Here is a 15,554-nt window from a genome sequence, read left to right on the forward strand (position 1 = left end):
TCAGCCGGTGGTGGTGCGTGCCGGACGCAGCCGTGCGCGCGCACGGAGCAGGGCGGCGCCGGCGCCCAGCAGGCCCAGCCCGGCGAGCAGGCCGAGCGCGGCGTCCGCGCCGGTGGCCGCGAGCCTGGCCCCGACCGCGCCGCCGCCCGCCTGCACGAGCGCCCCGACGGTGGTGCCGCCGCCCCCCTGCGGCTGCGGCTGCGTGGTGCTCCCCCCGGCCGCCTCCGACACCGGCACGGCCCGCCCGAGAGCCGCGGGCGACACCGGTGAGAGGGCGCGGACGTACGCGACGGACGCCGCGAGGTCCACCTGCCCGGAGTCGACGCGCGCGGCACCGGCCGCGAGCGCCGTGAACCCGTCGCCACCGGCCGCGAGGAACGAGTTGGCGGTGACGCGGTACGTCGTGGCCGGGTCGACCGGCCGCCCGTCCACGCGCACCGACACGACCCGCTGCCCCACAGGCGCGGCCTCGTCGTACACGTACGTGACGTTCTCCGACAGGCCCAGGTGCAGGCGGGTGCGCGGCGCGGCGGGTGTGCCCCACTGCTGCTCGAGGAGCGTGGCGAGCTGCGCGCCGGTGAGGTCGACGACGACGAGCGTGTTGGCGAACGGCTGGACGTCGGCGACCGCGCGGTAGGTCACCTCGCCGCCGGGCCCGCCCAGCAGGTCGGCGCGCAGACCGCCCGGGTTCATGACCGCGAGGTCGGCGGGCGGGCCGCTGTACCCGGGGTTGGCGGTGCTCGTCGCCCACAGGTGCATGTCGGCGACGAGGTTGCCCAGCGGGGACTCCAGGCCGCGGTCGACCTCGCCGGCGGCGTTGCGCGCCCGCAGGACGTCGGCCGTCACGGACCCGATGACGACGGACCCGGACTCCTCGGCGTCCGCGACGGCCCGGTCGACGATCGCCTGGACCGTCGGGTCCGCGGGGTACGCGGCGGCACCGCCGACGACCATCGGCAGCAGGTCCTGCGTGGCGGCCACGACGCGGTCCGTGGCGGTGTCGTAGGTGAGCCCGACGCGGGCCAGGTGCGAGCCGTACTGCCCGCCCTGCACGACGGGCCGCGGGACGTCGCTGCCCGTGACGGGGAACGCGCACGCGTACGTGCGGTGCGTGTGCGCCGAGAAGATCGCGTCGACGGCGGGCGTGGTGTCGCGCACGACGCGACCGAAGTCGCTGTCCTCGGTCCCGACGGCGGTGCAGGTGCTCGCCTCGGCGCCGTCGTGGACGAGCGCGACCGTCACGTCCGCCAAGTCCTCGGCCTCGATGCGTGCCGCGACCCGGTCGAGCGCGGCGACGGGGTCGCCGAACTCGAGGCCCGCGACACCCGTGGGTGAGACGAGCGTGGGCGTCTGCGCGGTGACGACGCCGACGAACGCGACGCGCACGCCGGAGCGCTCCACGACCGCGTACTCCGGCAGGACCGGGTCGGTGGTGCCGCGCGCGTAGACGTTGGCACCCAGGTACGGGAAGTCCGCGAGCGGCTGCACCCGGTCCGTGAGGTCGTCGATCCCCTGGTCGAACTCGTGGTTGCCGACGGCCGAGACCTCCAGGCCCGCGGCGTTGAGCACGTCGATGGTCGGGACGTCCTGGGCGATCGCCGACGGGAACGTCGACGCGCCGATGTTGTCGCCCGCGGACACCAGCACCGTGTCGGGGTTCTCGCCGCGCAGCTGCTCGACCGCACCGGCGAGGACCGCCGCACCGGCGACGCCGCCGCGCAGGTCCGGCTCGAGGCGCCCGTGGAAGTCGTTGACGCCCAGCAGCTGCAGCTCGACGAGGTCGTCGGTGGCGGACCCGTCGGTCTCGACGGTGAACAGGGTCGTGGTGCCCGAGACCTCGTTGCCGACGACGACCAGCGGCCGGCCCGTGGGCGAGTCCGCCGCGGGGACGAACGTGAGGGACTCCGGCCCCAGGTCACCGGCCGCGGCCAGGTCGCCGCCCCCGGCGACGGACACCGAGAAGTCGCGGTTGTTGACGTAGCTGACGAACGACGCGTCCCGCGGGTCGGTGACGTCGTAGACGGCGACGCCGCCGACGCGCTCGAACCCGACGAACGCGTACGTGCGGCCGTCGACCTCACCGATCGTCAGCGCCTCGGGCTCGGGGCCCTTGTCGTCGCTGCGTCCCTCGAGGTTGGACTCGCTGTGGTTGGAGTTCACGAACTCGGGGGCGGCGGCGTGGGTGATCTCCTCGAACGACGAGCCCGAGTCCCAGACCTGCGTGCCGTCGGTCGTCCAGATGGAGAAGGACCGCGAGCCGAACGCGTGCAGCTCCTCGTAGCAGGTGCCGGTGGCGTCCAGGCCCGACGCGGTCGAGACGTTGAGGCGTCCCAGGTCGGCGTCGCCGGTCAGCCCGGCCAGCGGTGCGCACACCGGCGCCAGGCCCTTCTTGCCGAGGTCCTTCACGCGTGCGGGCTCGGCGTAGTCGCCCCACTCGCGGGCGTCGCCCTCGTTGGCGGTGACGAGGTACGTCACGCCGCCGGCCGTGTAGGACGCGATCGAGTCCGGCTGGTAGAGGCCGCGCAGGCCGGCGTACGTGCGGGGCGCGAACCCGCCGTCGCGGTCCGACGGGTCGAGCGGGACCACGGCGTGGTCCTGGGTGCCGAGCGCGCGGATCCCCGTCACGGTCGCGGTGCCCAGGTCGACCGTCGCGAGCGCGTTCGCCTCCTGCAGCGTCACGTACGCCGTGCCGCCGACGACCGTCACGTACTCCGGCTCGAGGTTGAGCGAGGGCAGCAGCGCGGGCGCCCCGGGGCCCGTGGGCCCGAAGACGCGCACGCCGGCCGGCAGCGCACCGGGGGCGTCGAACGCCTCGAAGCCGGCCGTGCGGACCGCCTCCTGCGCGGGCGCGGCCACACCGGAGGGCAGGGCCACGACGCTGACGGACCCGGGCGGGTCGGTGCTGTAGTCGTCGGCCGGCTCGGCCTCGTCGGCCGTCACGGCCCACGCGCCGTCGGGGGCCACGACCACCCGGTCGGGCTGCGCGCCGACGCGCACCGCGCCGAGCACGTCGAGCGTGGCGGCGTCGAGGAACGCCACCCAGCCGCGCTCCGTCTTGGTCGCGTGCTCCACGGCGACGACGACCAGGCCGTCCGCGCGCACGTCGACCGAGTTCACCGACGCCCCGTCGGGGACAGTCACGCCCTGGGCGTCCTCGATGCCGGCCACGCCGATGGTGCCGACCTTCGTCGGCGCGGTCGGGTCGGAGGCGTCGAGCACGTCGACCTCGCCCGACTGCGCGTTCACGACGAACAGCCGCTGCGTGCCGGCGTGGTGGACGACGATCTCCGCCGCCGACGCGTTGAACACGCCCGTCGCGTAGGTGCCGAGCGGTGCGAGCGTCAGCGCCGCGTCGGTGGCCGCGTGCCGCACCGGCTCCGCGACGAGGTTCGCCGACGCGGGGGCCAGCAGGGCCGGGACGAGGCCGGCGGACAGCAGGGCCGTCGCGGCGACGGTCGCCGCCCCCCGTCGGTACCGGGCACGGGGGGCATGCGGGCGCAGGTCGCTCACGGGGGTCCTTCCTCACGGGTGCCGGGGGGACCGGCAGACGGAGGGGACGTTAGGTTGGAGGCGCGACCGGACGACGAGCGTCGGACGACGGGGGGATGAACGACGGGTGACGCCGCCCCGTGCCGCCGAGCAGGAAGTCGACCACGTCCGCGACGGTCCAGCCCGCCGGGTGCCGCGCGAGCATCCGCGTCGGGCCCTCGACGTCCGAGCCGAGGGTGACCAGGGCGGTCTCCTCGTACCCGTCGCGCCGGGTCTGACCGAGGCCGACGCCAGCCAGCAGCGCGTTGCACACGCACTTGCGACCCGCGGTGTCGGCCTCCTGCCCGCCCTTCTCCAGGTAGGCGTCGACGGGCTCGCCGGGGCACCGGTAGCCCACCGACCCGTCGGCCCGCTCGTAGGGCGTGCGCAGGTGGCCGATGTCGCACAGCTTCGGCCGGGCCCCGTGCACCGCGTCGTCGGACTGCGTGCCCGGCAGGGAGACGACCTTGAAGGGGAAGCGCGTGGGTGACGCGCGCGGGTCGGTGCGGACCTCGAGCGTCCCGGCGCGCAGGTCGGCCAGCACCTGCGCGCGCCAGGTGTCCGCCAGCCCGGACTCCTCGGCCAGGGCGAACAGCGAGCCGCACTGGATGCCGGTGGCACCGACCCGGAGCGCCTCGCGCAGCGCCTCGGGGCTGCCCGCACCGCCGGCGAGCCAGAACGGCAGGCCCACCGCGGCGACCTTGGCCAGGTCGGCCTCGTCCCGGGGCCCGAACACGGGTTGCCCGTCGTCGTCGAGGACGAGGCGGCCACGCGGGGGCGCGTTGTGCCCGCCGGCCCGCCACCCCTCGACCACGAACCCGTCGGGGCGGGTCGCCTCGTCCTTGGCCAGGTGCGTGGCCAGCACGTGCGCCGAGACGATGGCCAGGAACCGCGGGCGCCGCAGCGGGGGCAGGTCGAGCCCGGTGACGGCGCGCGGGTCGATCCCGACGGTGTGCGGGGCGGTGGCGCCCTCGACGTGCAGGTCGAGCGTGCCCGGCTCGTGCGCGGCCAGGCGGCCGAGCAGGCGCGGGACCTGCGACGGGATGCCCGCGCCGACGAGCACGACGTCCACGCCCGCGAGCATCGCGCCGTAGAGCGTGCTGGGCGTCGCGAGCTGGATCTTCTCCAGCAGGTTGATCCCGACGGGGGCGTCGTGGCCCTCCTTGGCGAGCCACACCTCGGCGAACGCCCCGGCCACGGACAGCTCGGCGGCGACGGCGGACGGACGCACGCTGAGCTTCTGCACCGGCAGGTAGGGCGTGCCGGGCGGACGTCCGCCGGGCCGCAGGTACCGGTCGAGGATCCGCTGCGCGACCTGCGGCACGGGGAAGTGCGCGAGGGCCCGGCGCAGGTGGCCGCCCACGTCACCGTCCTGCAGCCGGCGGGCGAGCACGACGTCCAGCGCGGTCCCGGACACCACGCCCAGCTGCCCGGCCAGGGAGACGGCCCGGGCCATCACCCAGGACGACACGGCGACGCCCATCCCGCCCTGGATGATCGTCGGCCACGGGCCCGCGAGTCGTGCGGACGGTGTTCCTAGCATGACGACCCCCGGGTCGGTCGACGGCTCCTCCGTGGCACGGTCATCCCATCGCGTGCGCGCCGCCGTCGACGTGCACGACCTCACCCGTGGTGGCCGGGAACCAGTCGGAGAGCAGCGCGACGACCGCCTGCGCGCTGGGCCGGGCGTCACGGACGTCCCAGCCGAGGGGTGCGCGGGCGTCCCAGCCCTCCTCGATCGTGGCGAAGCCCGGGATCGAGGTGGCCGCCGTCGTGCGGACGGGGCCGGCCGAGACCAGGTTGACGCGGATCCCCTGGGGGCCCAGGTCACGGGCGAGGTAGCGCGACGTCGCCTCGAACGCCGCCTTGGCCACGCCCATCCAGTCGTACACGGGCCACGCGTAGCGGGCGTCGAAGGTCAGGCCGACCACCGACGAGCCCTGCCCCATCAGCGGCTGGGCGGCCACGGCCAGCGCCTGGAGCGAGTACGCGGAGATCTGCACGGCCGTGCTCACGTCGTCCCACTGCGCCTCGAGGAACCGGCCGCCCAGCACGGCCTGCGGCGCGAACCCGATCGAGTGCACGACGCCGTCGAGCCGCGGGACGTGGGCGCCCACGCGGGTGGCCAGCTCGGCCAGGTCCTGCGTCGAGGTGACGTCCAGCTCGACGACGGGCGCCGGGGCGGGCAGCCGCCGGGCGATGACCTCGGTCAGCCGGAACTGCCGGCCGAAGGACGTCAGGACCACGTCGGCCCCCTGCTCCTGGGCGAGCCGCGCCACGTGGAACGCGATGGAGCCCTCGGTGAGGACGCCGGTGACCAGGATGGACTTTCCGTCGAGCAGTCCCATGGCGGGCTCCGTTCGCTGCAGCCGGTACGACGACACGGAGCCGCGGGCCGGGCTGCCGGACGTGCCGACCACGGGCGGCGCGGGCCGCCCCGCGAGGCTATGCGCGGCCGCGGGCGCCCGAATGGGCCCAACCGCCCATGCGGGTGCCTGCGGGACGTGCGGTCGTCGCACGGGTCGTGGCGCCGGTCGTCGCACCCGTCCGGCGAGCGGCCCCGGCTTCTCAGCCGAGCAGCGGACGGCCCCAGGCGTCCCGCGTGAAGCGGCCGCGCCGCGAGCCCAGGACGAGCAGACCCTCGACGAGGCCCCACACCCCCATGAGGAGCGCGGCGACGCCCAGCGTGAGCGGGCCCAGCACGAGCGTCGTCCCGAGCATCCACAGCCCCCGCCGCCGGTGGCCCAGGTACAGCGCGTGCAGGCCGAGGCCGCCCAGGACGACACCGAGCAGCCCCGCCAGCACGCGCGAGCGGGGCAGCGGCTGCCTCGTCGGCCGCGCGGGCGAGCGCGTCCCCGGGCGACGGGACCGCAGGCGGTCCCGCGCCCACGTCACCGGACGACGCGCGCCGAGCCACCGCGCCGGCCCGGCCCACCGGGCGCGCGGGCCGCTCACGGCGGGCACGGCGTCCTCGACGTCCGGCACCGGACCCACCGGGTAGCGCACGGCGGCGGCGGGCGACGCGCCCGCAGGCGGCCTGTGCCGGGGCGGCACCCTGGTCACGACGGGACGCTCGAGGTCCTCGTCGAGATCCAGGTGGCTGGAGGTCACGGGTGCTCCCGCGGGTCGGTCGGGTCGTTCCGTCGACCGTACCCCGGACGGGCCGCGCGGCGAACCCCCGCGGTGGTGCCGAGGAGGCGCGGCCGTCAGAGCCTGGTGACGAGGGTGCGCGCCAGCTCCCGCATCGGCTCCACGTACTGGGCCTTGTCGTCCAGCCGCACCAGGCGCACGGCCGCCCACGTCGTCCCCTGCCGGACGAAGATGGCGCCGGGCTCCTGGTGCGCCTCGTCACCGATGCCGGGCACCTCCTCGAGCACGTGCCCCAGGGCCCGCTCGACGTCCAGGTACTTCTCGGCACCGGGCCCGACGAAGACCTCCACCTGCGCGACGGGGCCGTCGGTGGGGCCTGGGTACGTGCACGTCGCGTCGTCGTCGCCGCCGGCGCGGATGCCGTCGAGCAGCGGGGTGCGCGCGAGCGCCTCCGCCTCGGCCCGGGTGACCAGCTCGCACGGCTGGAGCGGACCGGCCGGCTCCGGTGCGACGGACGCGGCAGCGGTCGTCGCGACGGCCGCCGGGGTGACGGCCGGGGGGTCGGTCGTGGCGACCGTGGCCGGCTGCTCGCTGCTGCACGCGGCGAGCGCCGCGACGACGAGCACAACTGTCCAGGGCACGGCCCGACGGCGGGTTCCGGGCATGGCACGCTCCTCGGGTTCAGCCTCGGCAGAGGGGGACGTCGGGGGTCGTCTGGCTCCGGGTGAGCACGGTGGTCGACGCCTCGACGCCGTACTCGAGGTTCGTGCCCGGGGGGAGCAGCCGCTCGAGCGCGCGGTTCACCGACGCGCTGAGCTTGAGGCTGGCCCCGCCGGCGACCTTCATGTCCAGCGTCCCGGTCTGGCAGGTCACGAGCGGCGAGCCGAGCGCGGACCCCTGGGTGACGCCGATCGACGTCGTGAGCTTGCCGTAGGGGCCCGCGGAGAACGCCGGGGGTCCGATGCCGATCTGCACCTGCACGCTCGTCCCGACGACGATGCCGCTGGGCCCGAGCGTCAGCCCCTGGATGCTGTCCATCAGGCTCTGCTGCACGCTCAGCTCGGGGGTCACGAGGCTGCCGTCGCGCAGGCCGATCGGACCGGCCAGGCCGTACCTGCCCGTCGCGAGCAGCGTCGAGTTGCTGCCGCTGAGCGCCGTGGAGGCGAGCGCCTTGAACGTCACCGTCAGGTTCAGCGGCAGGCCCCCGGTCGCCGGGCTCGGCGGGATGGGGATGGTCAGCACGATCGGCACCTCGAGGCGCACGGACTCGTTGTCGGCCGTGCCGCCCTCCCCGATGCCGGCGGAGAACGTGACGCTGACGGAGCGCAGCCCCTCGATCAGCATCGTGGCGTCCCCGAGGATGCTGTCGCTCACCGTGACGCCGCCCTGGATCCGCAGGTCCTCGACGCCGAACGCGGTCTCGACGCCCGCCTTGAGCCCGGTCGTGACGTCGTGCTCGAGCTTCAGGGACAGCCTCGAGCTGCTCCCGCTGGCCGTCACGGACCAGTCCCCGAGCGGGACCTCGACCTGGGTGGTGCTGCTGGGCGGCAGGTCGACGGCGCCGGCGGGTGCAGCGAGGAGCCGGACGGCCGGCAGGACGACCGCCCCCGCGGCCGCGTCACCCGACGGGACGCCCTCGGCGCCGGCGATCCCCTCCGTGGTCCCGAGGTCGGGCTCGGAGACGACACCCGGCAGGTCCGGCACCACCTGGTACCGCATCGTGCCCGGGTCGAGGGCGCGATCGATCTCGATGGTGGCGTCACGGACGACCTCGGCCAGGCCGACGGGCGAGATGGTCACCGCCACGTCGTCGCCCACCGGTGCGAGCTCCGCGACCCGGCCGACCGCCGAGGCCGACGCGAACATCACGTCACCGACCTGCAGGCCGGCCACCCCGTCCGCGTCGCCGTCGAGGACCCACTGCAGGCCGTCGCCGCGCGCGGAGCGGATGGCGGCCGGACCCCCGGCGATCAGGACGACGTCGTCCTGCAGCGTCGCGGCGGGCTCGGCGTCCGGCCCGTACCCGTACGTCCCAAGCAGGTCGGCCCCCACACCGGCGTCGTCCCCGCCGCCGGACCGGCGGTCCGGACCGCCGCACGCCGCCACCGCCAGGGCGGGCAGCACCACGAGGACGGCCGTCACTCGTGCCGCGCTGAACGCCGGACGACGCCTCATCCCGACAAACTAGGGCAGGACACCCGCGGCGTCACAGAGGTTCCCCGCTCGTCGACGACCCAGGTCGGCGACCACGGGGACGCGGGCGGCCGGCTGCGCCCGAGGCGGCGGGGCGCCAGTGGCTGCTCAGTCCTGCGAGTAGCCGGGGAAGAGCGAGATGTCCCGCCACCCGGCGGCCACGGACTCCGGGGTCGAGCCCGCGGGGACGTCGGCGAAGCCTGCGCCGTCGTTCGCCGAACGGGGATCGTACTCAGCGTCGGGGGCGCGATCGGCCCGTCAGGTCCCGGACCAGCCACGTCACGGCGAACACCGAGATGAGGATCCAGGGAACCAGCCAGAATCGCATCGCCCAGACGTCACCCTCGATCACGGCGATGACGAGCGCCGCGATCGTCATCGGCGGGAAGAAGACCGCGGCCAGCCAGAGCCCTGCCCGACGACTGAGCATCTCGTACCGTCCTCCTGCTAGTTCCCGAGCCACCGATGGGCGGCTCGACCTGGACTGGGCGGCTGCGTGTCTCGGGCACCCCGCGGCGGCCTGAGCCCACGTCTGCCCGCAGAGTCTTGTGGCGCCGTCGCGACCGTGCACCTCGGGAACCCGCACTCGCGCTCTGAGACCCTCGGCAGGGCTTCTCGAGGCCCGCGGGCGCCTGCATCACCGGCTGAGCTGAACCGCACCGGGTTCAGCTCAGTCCTGCCGGGCCGTTCGCGCGAGGCAGCCGCCCTTGCCCGGGTGGCCGGGGCAGCGCCGGGCATTGACACGTGGACAGAAGGTGGTGACACACGGTCGTGTCGCATCACTTCTTCTTCACGATGGCAATCACCGTGAACACGACCATGATCGCGAGGATGGGCACCTCCTTGATGCGACCCTGCGGGCACGCCGAGCGCCTACTTGCGCCCCCTTCTGTCGCGGATCTTGTTCCCGACGATCACGACGATGAGCGCGACGACGATCGTGAGAACGCCCCAGAGGGCGTTCCCGCTGGCGCCGGTAGAGACCATGATCAGAGTCCTTTCACTACGTGAGCGAACCACCCCACAGGCCGATGCCTGCGTACGCGCCCTCGACCACGGTCGAGGTCACCCTCCCGACGTCCTCCTGCTGGTTCCCGAGCCCCACCCCGCCGCTCGCGTGAGGTCGTCGACGCCACCCACCGTCGGTGCGTCGCGTCACTTCTTCCTCACGATCGTGATCGCCGTGAGCGCGAGCATGATGGCGAGGACGGCCAGTCCGAGCACCGGGACGAGGAACGTCGGCTGGATCGCCGCGAGTGAGACTTCCAGCGATGGCCCGATCGTGCATCCGGAGCGTGTCTCGGCCGTGTGAGCTCGTGGACACCCCCGCGGACAGGCGCGTGAACGCTGTCGTCTGTCGCTCGGCGGCTGGCCGGGACGCACCAGTCGGTCGCGTCAGCCTGCCCGGCGACCGCTTCGCAGCACTGCCTCCAGCCGAAGAGGCCCTGCCGAGTCAGCGCCGCTCTGCGTGGGGCGCCGGTGGCTGCTCAGTCCTGCGAGTAGCCGGGGAAGTGCGAGATGTCCCGCCACCCGGCGGCGACGGACTCGGGGGTCGAGCCCGCGGGGACGGCGGCGAAGCCTGCGCCGTCGTCGTCGAGGAGCACGAGTGCCGGGCCGTCCGCCGGAAGGGCCGCGCGGACGACGGCGGCGATCTCCGCGGCCTCCTCCCAGCTGCCCTGGATCGCGAGGTTGGTCATCGAGTCCGACAGGTCGAGGATCGCTGGAACGCCCCGCCAGGATGCCGATGTTCACGGCATTGCCTCGCCCTGATGGGGACCGGGCGACGTGGAGATGCTCGTAGCGGTCCCGTAACGCCGACTCGAGCTCGTCCGGAGTGATGACCACGTCAGCGCCCGCGAGCGACATCAGCATCATGGGGTGCCCTCCAGAGGCTCGAGAACGACTTCCCCGTCGACATCGACGCCAAGGTCCATTCGGCCAGAGGACTCCATCCTGATCACCCTTTCGTGAGGAGAGCTCTCCGCCCGCCCCACCAGCCGGTGGCCTTCGACGGGTCGGTCACCGGTCCCATCCGACAGGCAGCGAGCGCAGGCCGTACAGCACCATGTCGTGGCGGAAGGGCAGGTCTCCCTCGGGCACCTCGCAGCGCAGGCCCGGAAGAAGGTCGAAGAGCGTCATGAAGACCACCTGGAGCTCGATCCGGGCCAGGGTCAGCCCGATGCACTTGTGGAAGCCGTGCCCGAAGGCGACGTGGTCGCGCGAGCCGCGGGTGAGGTCCAGCGCGTCCGGGTCGGTGAACGCGTCCTGGTCCCGGTTGGCGGCGTTGAGCATGACGATGACCCCCTCGCCGGCCCGGATCGGCTGCCCGCCGATCTCGGTGTCCTCGAGCACGCCGCGGGGCAGGCCGGAGTGGTTGACGGTGAGGTAGCGCAGCAGCTCCTCGACCGCGCCCGGGGCCAGCGAGGAGTCCCCTCGCAGCCGGGCGAGCTCGTCGGGGTGCCGGAGCAGGGCGTAGACGCCGAGGCCGATCATCTGCGCCATCGTGTCGTAACCGCCGAGCAGCAGCAGGGTGGCGACCCCCACGAGCTCCTCGTGCGTCGCGTCACCGGCCTCCTCGCGGGCGACGAGCCGCGAGAACACGTCGTCGGTGGGGTGCTGCTTCTTCGCGGTGACGAGCCGGTCGAAGTAGCCGAGCAGCTCGACGGCCGCGCCCATGGCCTGCTCGGGCGTGCTCGTGCGCGACAGGACGGTGTCGGTGAGCCGGACGAACAGCGGGTAGTCCTCGAACGGCACGCCGAGCAGCTCGCAGATCGTGCTGGCCGCGAGCGGCAGCGCGACCTGCGACACGAGGTCGGCGGAGTCGACCGGGCCGAGGTCGGCGACGATGCGGCGCAGGTTCTCCTCGATCCGAGGCCGCAACGCCTCCATGTTCGAGACGAGGAACTCGCGCGTCACGAGCCGGCGCAGGCGGGTGTGGTCCGGTGGGTCGGCCTGCATGAAGAACCCCGGCGGTGGAGGGACGTCGCCGGTGAGGTAGGTCGGGAAGCCGGGCGTGCGCGGGTCGGAGCTGAGCGCCCGGTCGGTGAGGGCCTGCCGGACGTCCTCGAGCCGCGAGACGACCCACGCCAGGTCCCCGCGCGGGGTGCGCACCTGGAAGACCCGCTCCTGCGCCGCGAGCGCGCGGTAGGCGGGAGGCGGGTCCAGAGGGTCGGTGCGGTCCAGGGGCAGCGTCGCGACGGCGGTCATCGGACGGCCCCGGCGGCGACGGAGCCGTGGACGGCCGCTGCGAGCCCGCGGATCGTCGGCTGCTCCCACATCTGGGCCTCGTCGACGACCACCCCGTACTCGTCCTCGACGTCGGTGCTGAGACCGAGCAGCTGGATGGAGTCCAGGCCCAGGTCGGCGAGCGGGCGGTCGGCGCCGACCTCGTCGACGGGGGTGCCGGACAGCTCGGCCACCCGCGATCGGAGGAAGTTCTCGAGGTGGTCAGCCGTGGGGGTGGTGGACATGAGGTGGCTACCTTTCAGGCGAGCGTCGGGTCGGGGTCGAGGTCGAGGGTCAGGCGACCCTCGACCCGGGCGAGAAGCAGGTCGAGCAGGTGCTCGCGGGCGGCGCGGGTGAGCGGCGCCTCGTGACGGCGGGCCTGCAGCGCGAGCCGGGTCAGCGCGGCGGCCCGCACCAGCGGGTCCGCGAGCGGCGTGCGGCCGGCGTCGGAGAGCCCGAGGCAGGCACCGGCAGCCTGGGCGCAGGTCCACGCGTGCGCGGCGTCCAGCGCAGCCGCCGAGGCGTCGACGCGGGTGTCGGCCAGGCCGCGGGCGCGGACGTCGGCGGCGAGTGCGGCGACCCGGGCGTCCCAGCCGGCGGCCGGTTCGCCGGCCGCCCGGGCGGCGAGGAGGTCGCCGGCCGGAGCCGCGACGCGGAGCCGCGAGACGTCGACCGGCCCGACGTCGGTGGCGTCGAAGAGCACGGCGGGGACCGTGGGGGCCGGGCCGTCGGGCCGCGCGCAGCGCAGCAGGTGCGGGAGCAGGGAGACGAGGCACGTGACCTGCGAGGCGTGCCCGAAGGAGGTCGGCCGGGCGTCGCGCACGAGCTTCTGCACCGTCGCGCCGGTGCCGTCGCGCAGGAAGAACTGCGAGCCGAGCAGCAGGCCGAGCCGGTCGACTGCGCCGACGAGGATCTCGGGCACGAGCGCCTTGACGCCCGAGGCCAGCGGCCCGAGGTGCTCCGGTGCTGCTGACGCGGCCCGCGCGACGGCCCGGACGTGAGCGTCCGCGACGAGCAGGTCGAGGAAGGCTGCGGCCAGCACCTCGCGGGTCGCCGGCAGGTCCAGCGCCGTGCCTCCGTACAGCGAGCGGCCCCGCAGGGCGGTGACGGCGAGGCGGAGCATCGTGTCCAGCAGTCCGAGCGTGGCACCGGGCAGGACGACCCGGCTCAGCTGGAAGCACCGCAGCGCCGTCTCCGTGGCGCGGCCCGGCGTGCCGAGCACGGCGTCCCCGGGCACCGGGCAGCCGTCGAGGTCGAGGCCGGTGAGGCGGACCCCACGCATCCCCGCCGTGCGGTAGCGCGGCAGGGTGCGGGCCCGGGGATCGCCGAGCACCGCTGCGTCCAGCAGGAACAGGCTGTGCGAGCGCGGGCCGGGCCGGGCCTCGGTGCGGGCGAAGACGACGGCGGCGGCGCAAAAGTCGGCGTTGGAGATCACCTCCTTGCGGCCGGTGAGAACCCACCCGTCGCCGTCCGGGCGGGCGGTCAGGGCGTTCGCGGTGAGGTCGTTGCCGTGGTCCAGCTCGTGGTACGCGCACGCCGCCCGCTCCCCCGCGGCGAGCAGCCGACCGACGGCGTCCCGCTGCCCGGCGTCGCCGGCGACCCACACGTTGGCCCAGGCCATGAACGGGGTCACCCCGAGGGCCAGGGCGGCGGCAGGATCGCGACGGTCGACCGCGCGCAGCACGCGCACGAGGCCGTCGAGACCCCGGAGCCGGCCGCCGTGGGCCTCGGGCACGAGCGCGGCCCCGAGCCCGGCGACCGTCAGGGCCTGCGGCAGCCCGGGGGCGAGCCGTCCGGCGTCGTCGTGGGTGCCGATGGCGGCGTGCCCGAACGGGTTGCCGAGGTCGGTGGCGTCCCCGAGGACCGCCTCGACCGCGGCGAGCCCGTCGACCGGCCGGGCGTCGACGAGCTCGGTCATGCCGCGACCTCGGCATCCAGGGGCAGCGCCTGGACCTGCCGTGCCGCGAGGGACAGTGCCCGCTCCGCCCGGTCGTCGGCCAGCTCCCCGGCCCGGCGGCGCAGCTCGACCGCCGCTGCGAGGTACAGCAGCTCGAGGCGGGCGACGAGCTGGACCGCGGCGGGCTCCTGGCGGTCGGCGACCGTCCGCAGCGCCCGGCCGGCCTCCAGGGTGGCGGACAGCGCGCCGGCCAGGACGCCGGCAGCGCCGGGCGCGGACGGGTCGGTGAGCACCCCGAGCAGGGTGCAGCCGTCGCGGCTGAGGAGTGTGGCGCCCCCGTAGTCGGCGGGCCGGCGGTCACGGGCGGCGGCGAGGAGGTCGAGCAGGTCGCCGCCGGCGGCAGGGCCTGCGGCGTGCCGGGCGGCGTGCCGGGCCGCGACGACGGGCAGCTGGGCGACCACCCCGGCCCGGTTGACCGCCGTCGAGCCGTCGAAGATCGCGACGATCCGGTGGTCCCGCTCCAGCCGCGCGAAGCGGCCGTCGGACACGGGCCCGGGCGCGAGGTAGCCGCGCGCGCCGTACAGCTGGGCCAGCGCCGTGAGGTGACGCTGCGCCAGCGTCGGCACCCCGGCCTTGACGAGCGCCGAGACGACGGACAGCTCAGCCGGGCGGGTCGCGGACGTCCCGAGGGCGGTCCGGCAGCCGGAGACGACGAGGTCGAGTGCAGCGGCGGCGTCGGCGAGCACCCTGGCCGCGTGCGGCAGCCGAGCCAACCGGGTCCCGTGCAGCTCGCGGGCGTGCGCGAACTCCCCGACGACCCGGTGTGCGCTCGTCAGGGCCGCCACCGACAGCGCCGCCGTCACCATCCGGGTGAACTGGAGGGCCAGCAGCGTCGTCCGCAGCCCGGTGCCCTCCTGCCCGACGAGCGCGCCGGCGGGCAGGACCGCCTCGCTGAACCGCACACCGCTGATGTCGGCGCCCCTGATGCCGTGGGTGCGTGCCTTGGGCAGCGGGGTACGCCCCCCGGGGCCGATGTCGGCGCCGTCGACGAGGAGCACCGACGTGCCGGCCGGTCCCGGCCGGTCGGCCGTGCGGGCCAGGACGGTCAGGAGCCGGCCACGGCTCGCGTTGTTCACCGGCCACTTCGTGCCGTCCAGCACCCAGGCGCCGTCCGGTCGTCGGCGGGCCCGGGTGGTACCCGCGGCGAGGTCGCTGCCACGACCCGGCTCGGTGAGCCCCCACGACGCCACGGCGTGCTCGACCATCACGAGCCGCGCCACCTGGGCCTGCTGCTCGGGGCCGCCCGCGACCCAGACGGGCGCCGCCCCGAGGTAGGTCTTGCAGTACCCGACAGCGAGGGTGAGGTCGTGCTCGGCGAGGACCCGCACGACGTCGAAGAGGTCGTGGACGTCGCCCGGCGCCCCGCCCAGGCGGGCGGGGACGAACGCCGCGGGACCACCCCAGGCGTCGAGCAGCCGCACCTCGTCGTCCGGGAAGCGCTCGGCCTCGTCGCGCGCCGCCGTCGCGTCCGGGCCGAACGGACCGCCGGTCGCCGCGTCGGCGGCGATCCGGTCGGCCAACGACTCCGCGAGCGACCCCGGGCGGGTCGCCGCGGTCATCT

Annotated in this window: 13 protein-coding genes; 1 reads left to right on the plus strand and 12 read right to left on the minus strand. The window is 75.2% G+C overall.

Features of this window, described 5'->3' with window-relative positions:
• The 7 genes from Cph01nite_RS14930 to Cph01nite_RS14960 form a co-directional block, all read right to left on the minus strand.
• The gene (locus Cph01nite_RS14930) at positions 1–3,510 is read right to left on the minus strand and encodes a choice-of-anchor I family protein (protein ID WP_203675482.1); all 3,510 of its coding nucleotides are present in this window, start codon (positions 3,508–3,510) and stop codon (positions 1–3) included.
• A 49-nt stretch (positions 3,511–3,559) separates the two neighbouring features.
• Positions 3,560–5,071: a nitronate monooxygenase gene (locus tag Cph01nite_RS14935; protein ID WP_203675483.1), complete on the minus strand. Its 1,512-nt coding sequence runs from the start codon at positions 5,069–5,071 to the stop codon at positions 3,560–3,562.
• A gap of 40 nt (positions 5,072–5,111) precedes the next feature.
• Positions 5,112–5,876 (minus strand): enoyl-ACP reductase FabI, encoded by a 765-nt coding sequence (gene fabI / locus Cph01nite_RS14940; RefSeq protein WP_203675484.1) that lies wholly within the window; start codon positions 5,874–5,876, stop codon positions 5,112–5,114.
• Between the two features lie 220 nt (positions 5,877–6,096).
• The gene (locus Cph01nite_RS14945) at positions 6,097–6,639 is read right to left on the minus strand and encodes a hypothetical protein (protein ID WP_203675485.1); all 543 of its coding nucleotides are present in this window, start codon (positions 6,637–6,639) and stop codon (positions 6,097–6,099) included.
• Positions 6,640–6,734: 95 nt separating this feature from the next.
• A complete protein-coding gene (locus tag Cph01nite_RS14950; protein ID WP_203675486.1) occupies positions 6,735–7,283 on the minus strand; it encodes a DUF3558 family protein in 549 nt (182 codons plus the stop codon).
• 16 nt (positions 7,284–7,299) lie between these two features.
• The gene (locus Cph01nite_RS14955; RefSeq protein WP_203675487.1) at positions 7,300–8,793 is read right to left on the minus strand and encodes a hypothetical protein; all 1,494 of its coding nucleotides are present in this window, start codon (positions 8,791–8,793) and stop codon (positions 7,300–7,302) included.
• 250 nt (positions 8,794–9,043) lie between these two features.
• On the minus strand, positions 9,044–9,241 hold the full coding sequence (locus Cph01nite_RS14960; RefSeq protein WP_203675488.1) for a hypothetical protein: 198 nt from the start codon (positions 9,239–9,241) through the stop codon (positions 9,044–9,046).
• A gap of 492 nt (positions 9,242–9,733) precedes the next feature.
• On the opposite strand from Cph01nite_RS14960, the gene Cph01nite_RS14965 reads away from it, so the two are divergent.
• A complete protein-coding gene (locus Cph01nite_RS14965; protein WP_203675489.1) occupies positions 9,734–10,123 on the plus strand; it encodes a hypothetical protein in 390 nt (129 codons plus the stop codon).
• 175 nt (positions 10,124–10,298) lie between these two features.
• On the opposite strand, the gene Cph01nite_RS14970 is transcribed toward Cph01nite_RS14965, so the two are convergent.
• The 5 genes from Cph01nite_RS14970 to Cph01nite_RS14990 form a co-directional block, all read right to left on the minus strand.
• Complete coding sequence (locus Cph01nite_RS14970) at positions 10,299–10,508, minus strand: hypothetical protein (protein ID WP_203675490.1); 210 nt, start codon at positions 10,506–10,508, stop codon at positions 10,299–10,301.
• Positions 10,509–10,830: 322 nt separating this feature from the next.
• Entirely contained in the window at positions 10,831–12,018 is a 1,188-nt protein-coding gene (locus tag Cph01nite_RS14975) for a cytochrome P450 (RefSeq protein WP_203675491.1), read from the minus strand.
• Entirely contained in the window at positions 12,015–12,281 is a 267-nt protein-coding gene (locus Cph01nite_RS14980; protein WP_203675492.1) for an acyl carrier protein, read from the minus strand. Before Cph01nite_RS14980 ends, Cph01nite_RS14975 begins: the two co-directional genes overlap by 4 nt.
• Positions 12,282–12,295: 14 nt before the next feature.
• Positions 12,296–13,954 carry an acyl-CoA dehydrogenase family protein gene (locus Cph01nite_RS14985; RefSeq protein WP_203675493.1) on the minus strand — a complete coding sequence of 553 codons (1,659 nt, stop codon included), beginning with the start codon at positions 13,952–13,954 and terminating at the stop codon, positions 12,296–12,298.
• Positions 13,951–15,552 carry an acyl-CoA dehydrogenase family protein gene (locus Cph01nite_RS14990; RefSeq protein ID WP_239069288.1) on the minus strand — a complete coding sequence of 534 codons (1,602 nt, stop codon included), beginning with the start codon at positions 15,550–15,552 and terminating at the stop codon, positions 13,951–13,953. The genes Cph01nite_RS14985 and Cph01nite_RS14990 overlap by 4 nt, the downstream gene beginning before the upstream one ends.
• Positions 15,553–15,554 lie beyond the last annotated feature (2 nt).

It is taken from the genome of Cellulomonas phragmiteti (genome assembly GCF_016862775.1).
GTDB classification, from domain to species: domain Bacteria; phylum Actinomycetota; class Actinomycetes; order Actinomycetales; family Cellulomonadaceae; genus Cellulomonas; species Cellulomonas phragmiteti.

Excerpts from the sequence above, each read along its gene's own strand:
- Cph01nite_RS14975 (WP_203675491.1), bottom strand. The coding sequence starts at position 12,018 with ATGACCGCCGTCGCGACGCTGCCCCTGGACCGCACCGACCCTCTGGAC.
- Cph01nite_RS14980 (WP_203675492.1), bottom strand. The coding sequence starts at position 12,281 with ATGTCCACCACCCCCACGGCTGACCACCTCGAGAACTTCCTCCGATCG.
- Cph01nite_RS14990 (WP_239069288.1), bottom strand. The coding sequence starts at position 15,552 with ATGACCGCGGCGACCCGCCCGGGGTCGCTCGCGGAGTCGTTGGCCGAC.
- Cph01nite_RS14935 (WP_203675483.1), bottom strand. The coding sequence starts at position 5,071 with ATGCTAGGAACACCGTCCGCACGACTCGCGGGCCCGTGGCCGACGATC.
- fabI (WP_203675484.1), bottom strand. The coding sequence starts at position 5,876 with ATGGGACTGCTCGACGGAAAGTCCATCCTGGTCACCGGCGTCCTCACC.
- Cph01nite_RS14985 (WP_203675493.1), bottom strand. The coding sequence starts at position 13,954 with ATGACCGAGCTCGTCGACGCCCGGCCGGTCGACGGGCTCGCCGCGGTC.
- Cph01nite_RS14950 (WP_203675486.1), bottom strand. The coding sequence starts at position 7,283 with ATGCCCGGAACCCGCCGTCGGGCCGTGCCCTGGACAGTTGTGCTCGTC.
- Cph01nite_RS14955 (WP_203675487.1), bottom strand. The coding sequence starts at position 8,793 with ATGAGGCGTCGTCCGGCGTTCAGCGCGGCACGAGTGACGGCCGTCCTC.
- Cph01nite_RS14970 (WP_203675490.1), bottom strand. The coding sequence starts at position 10,508 with ATGACCAACCTCGCGATCCAGGGCAGCTGGGAGGAGGCCGCGGAGATC.
- Cph01nite_RS14960 (WP_203675488.1), bottom strand. The coding sequence starts at position 9,241 with ATGCTCAGTCGTCGGGCAGGGCTCTGGCTGGCCGCGGTCTTCTTCCCG.
- Cph01nite_RS14965 (WP_203675489.1), top strand. The coding sequence starts at position 9,734 with ATGAGCGCGACGACGATCGTGAGAACGCCCCAGAGGGCGTTCCCGCTG.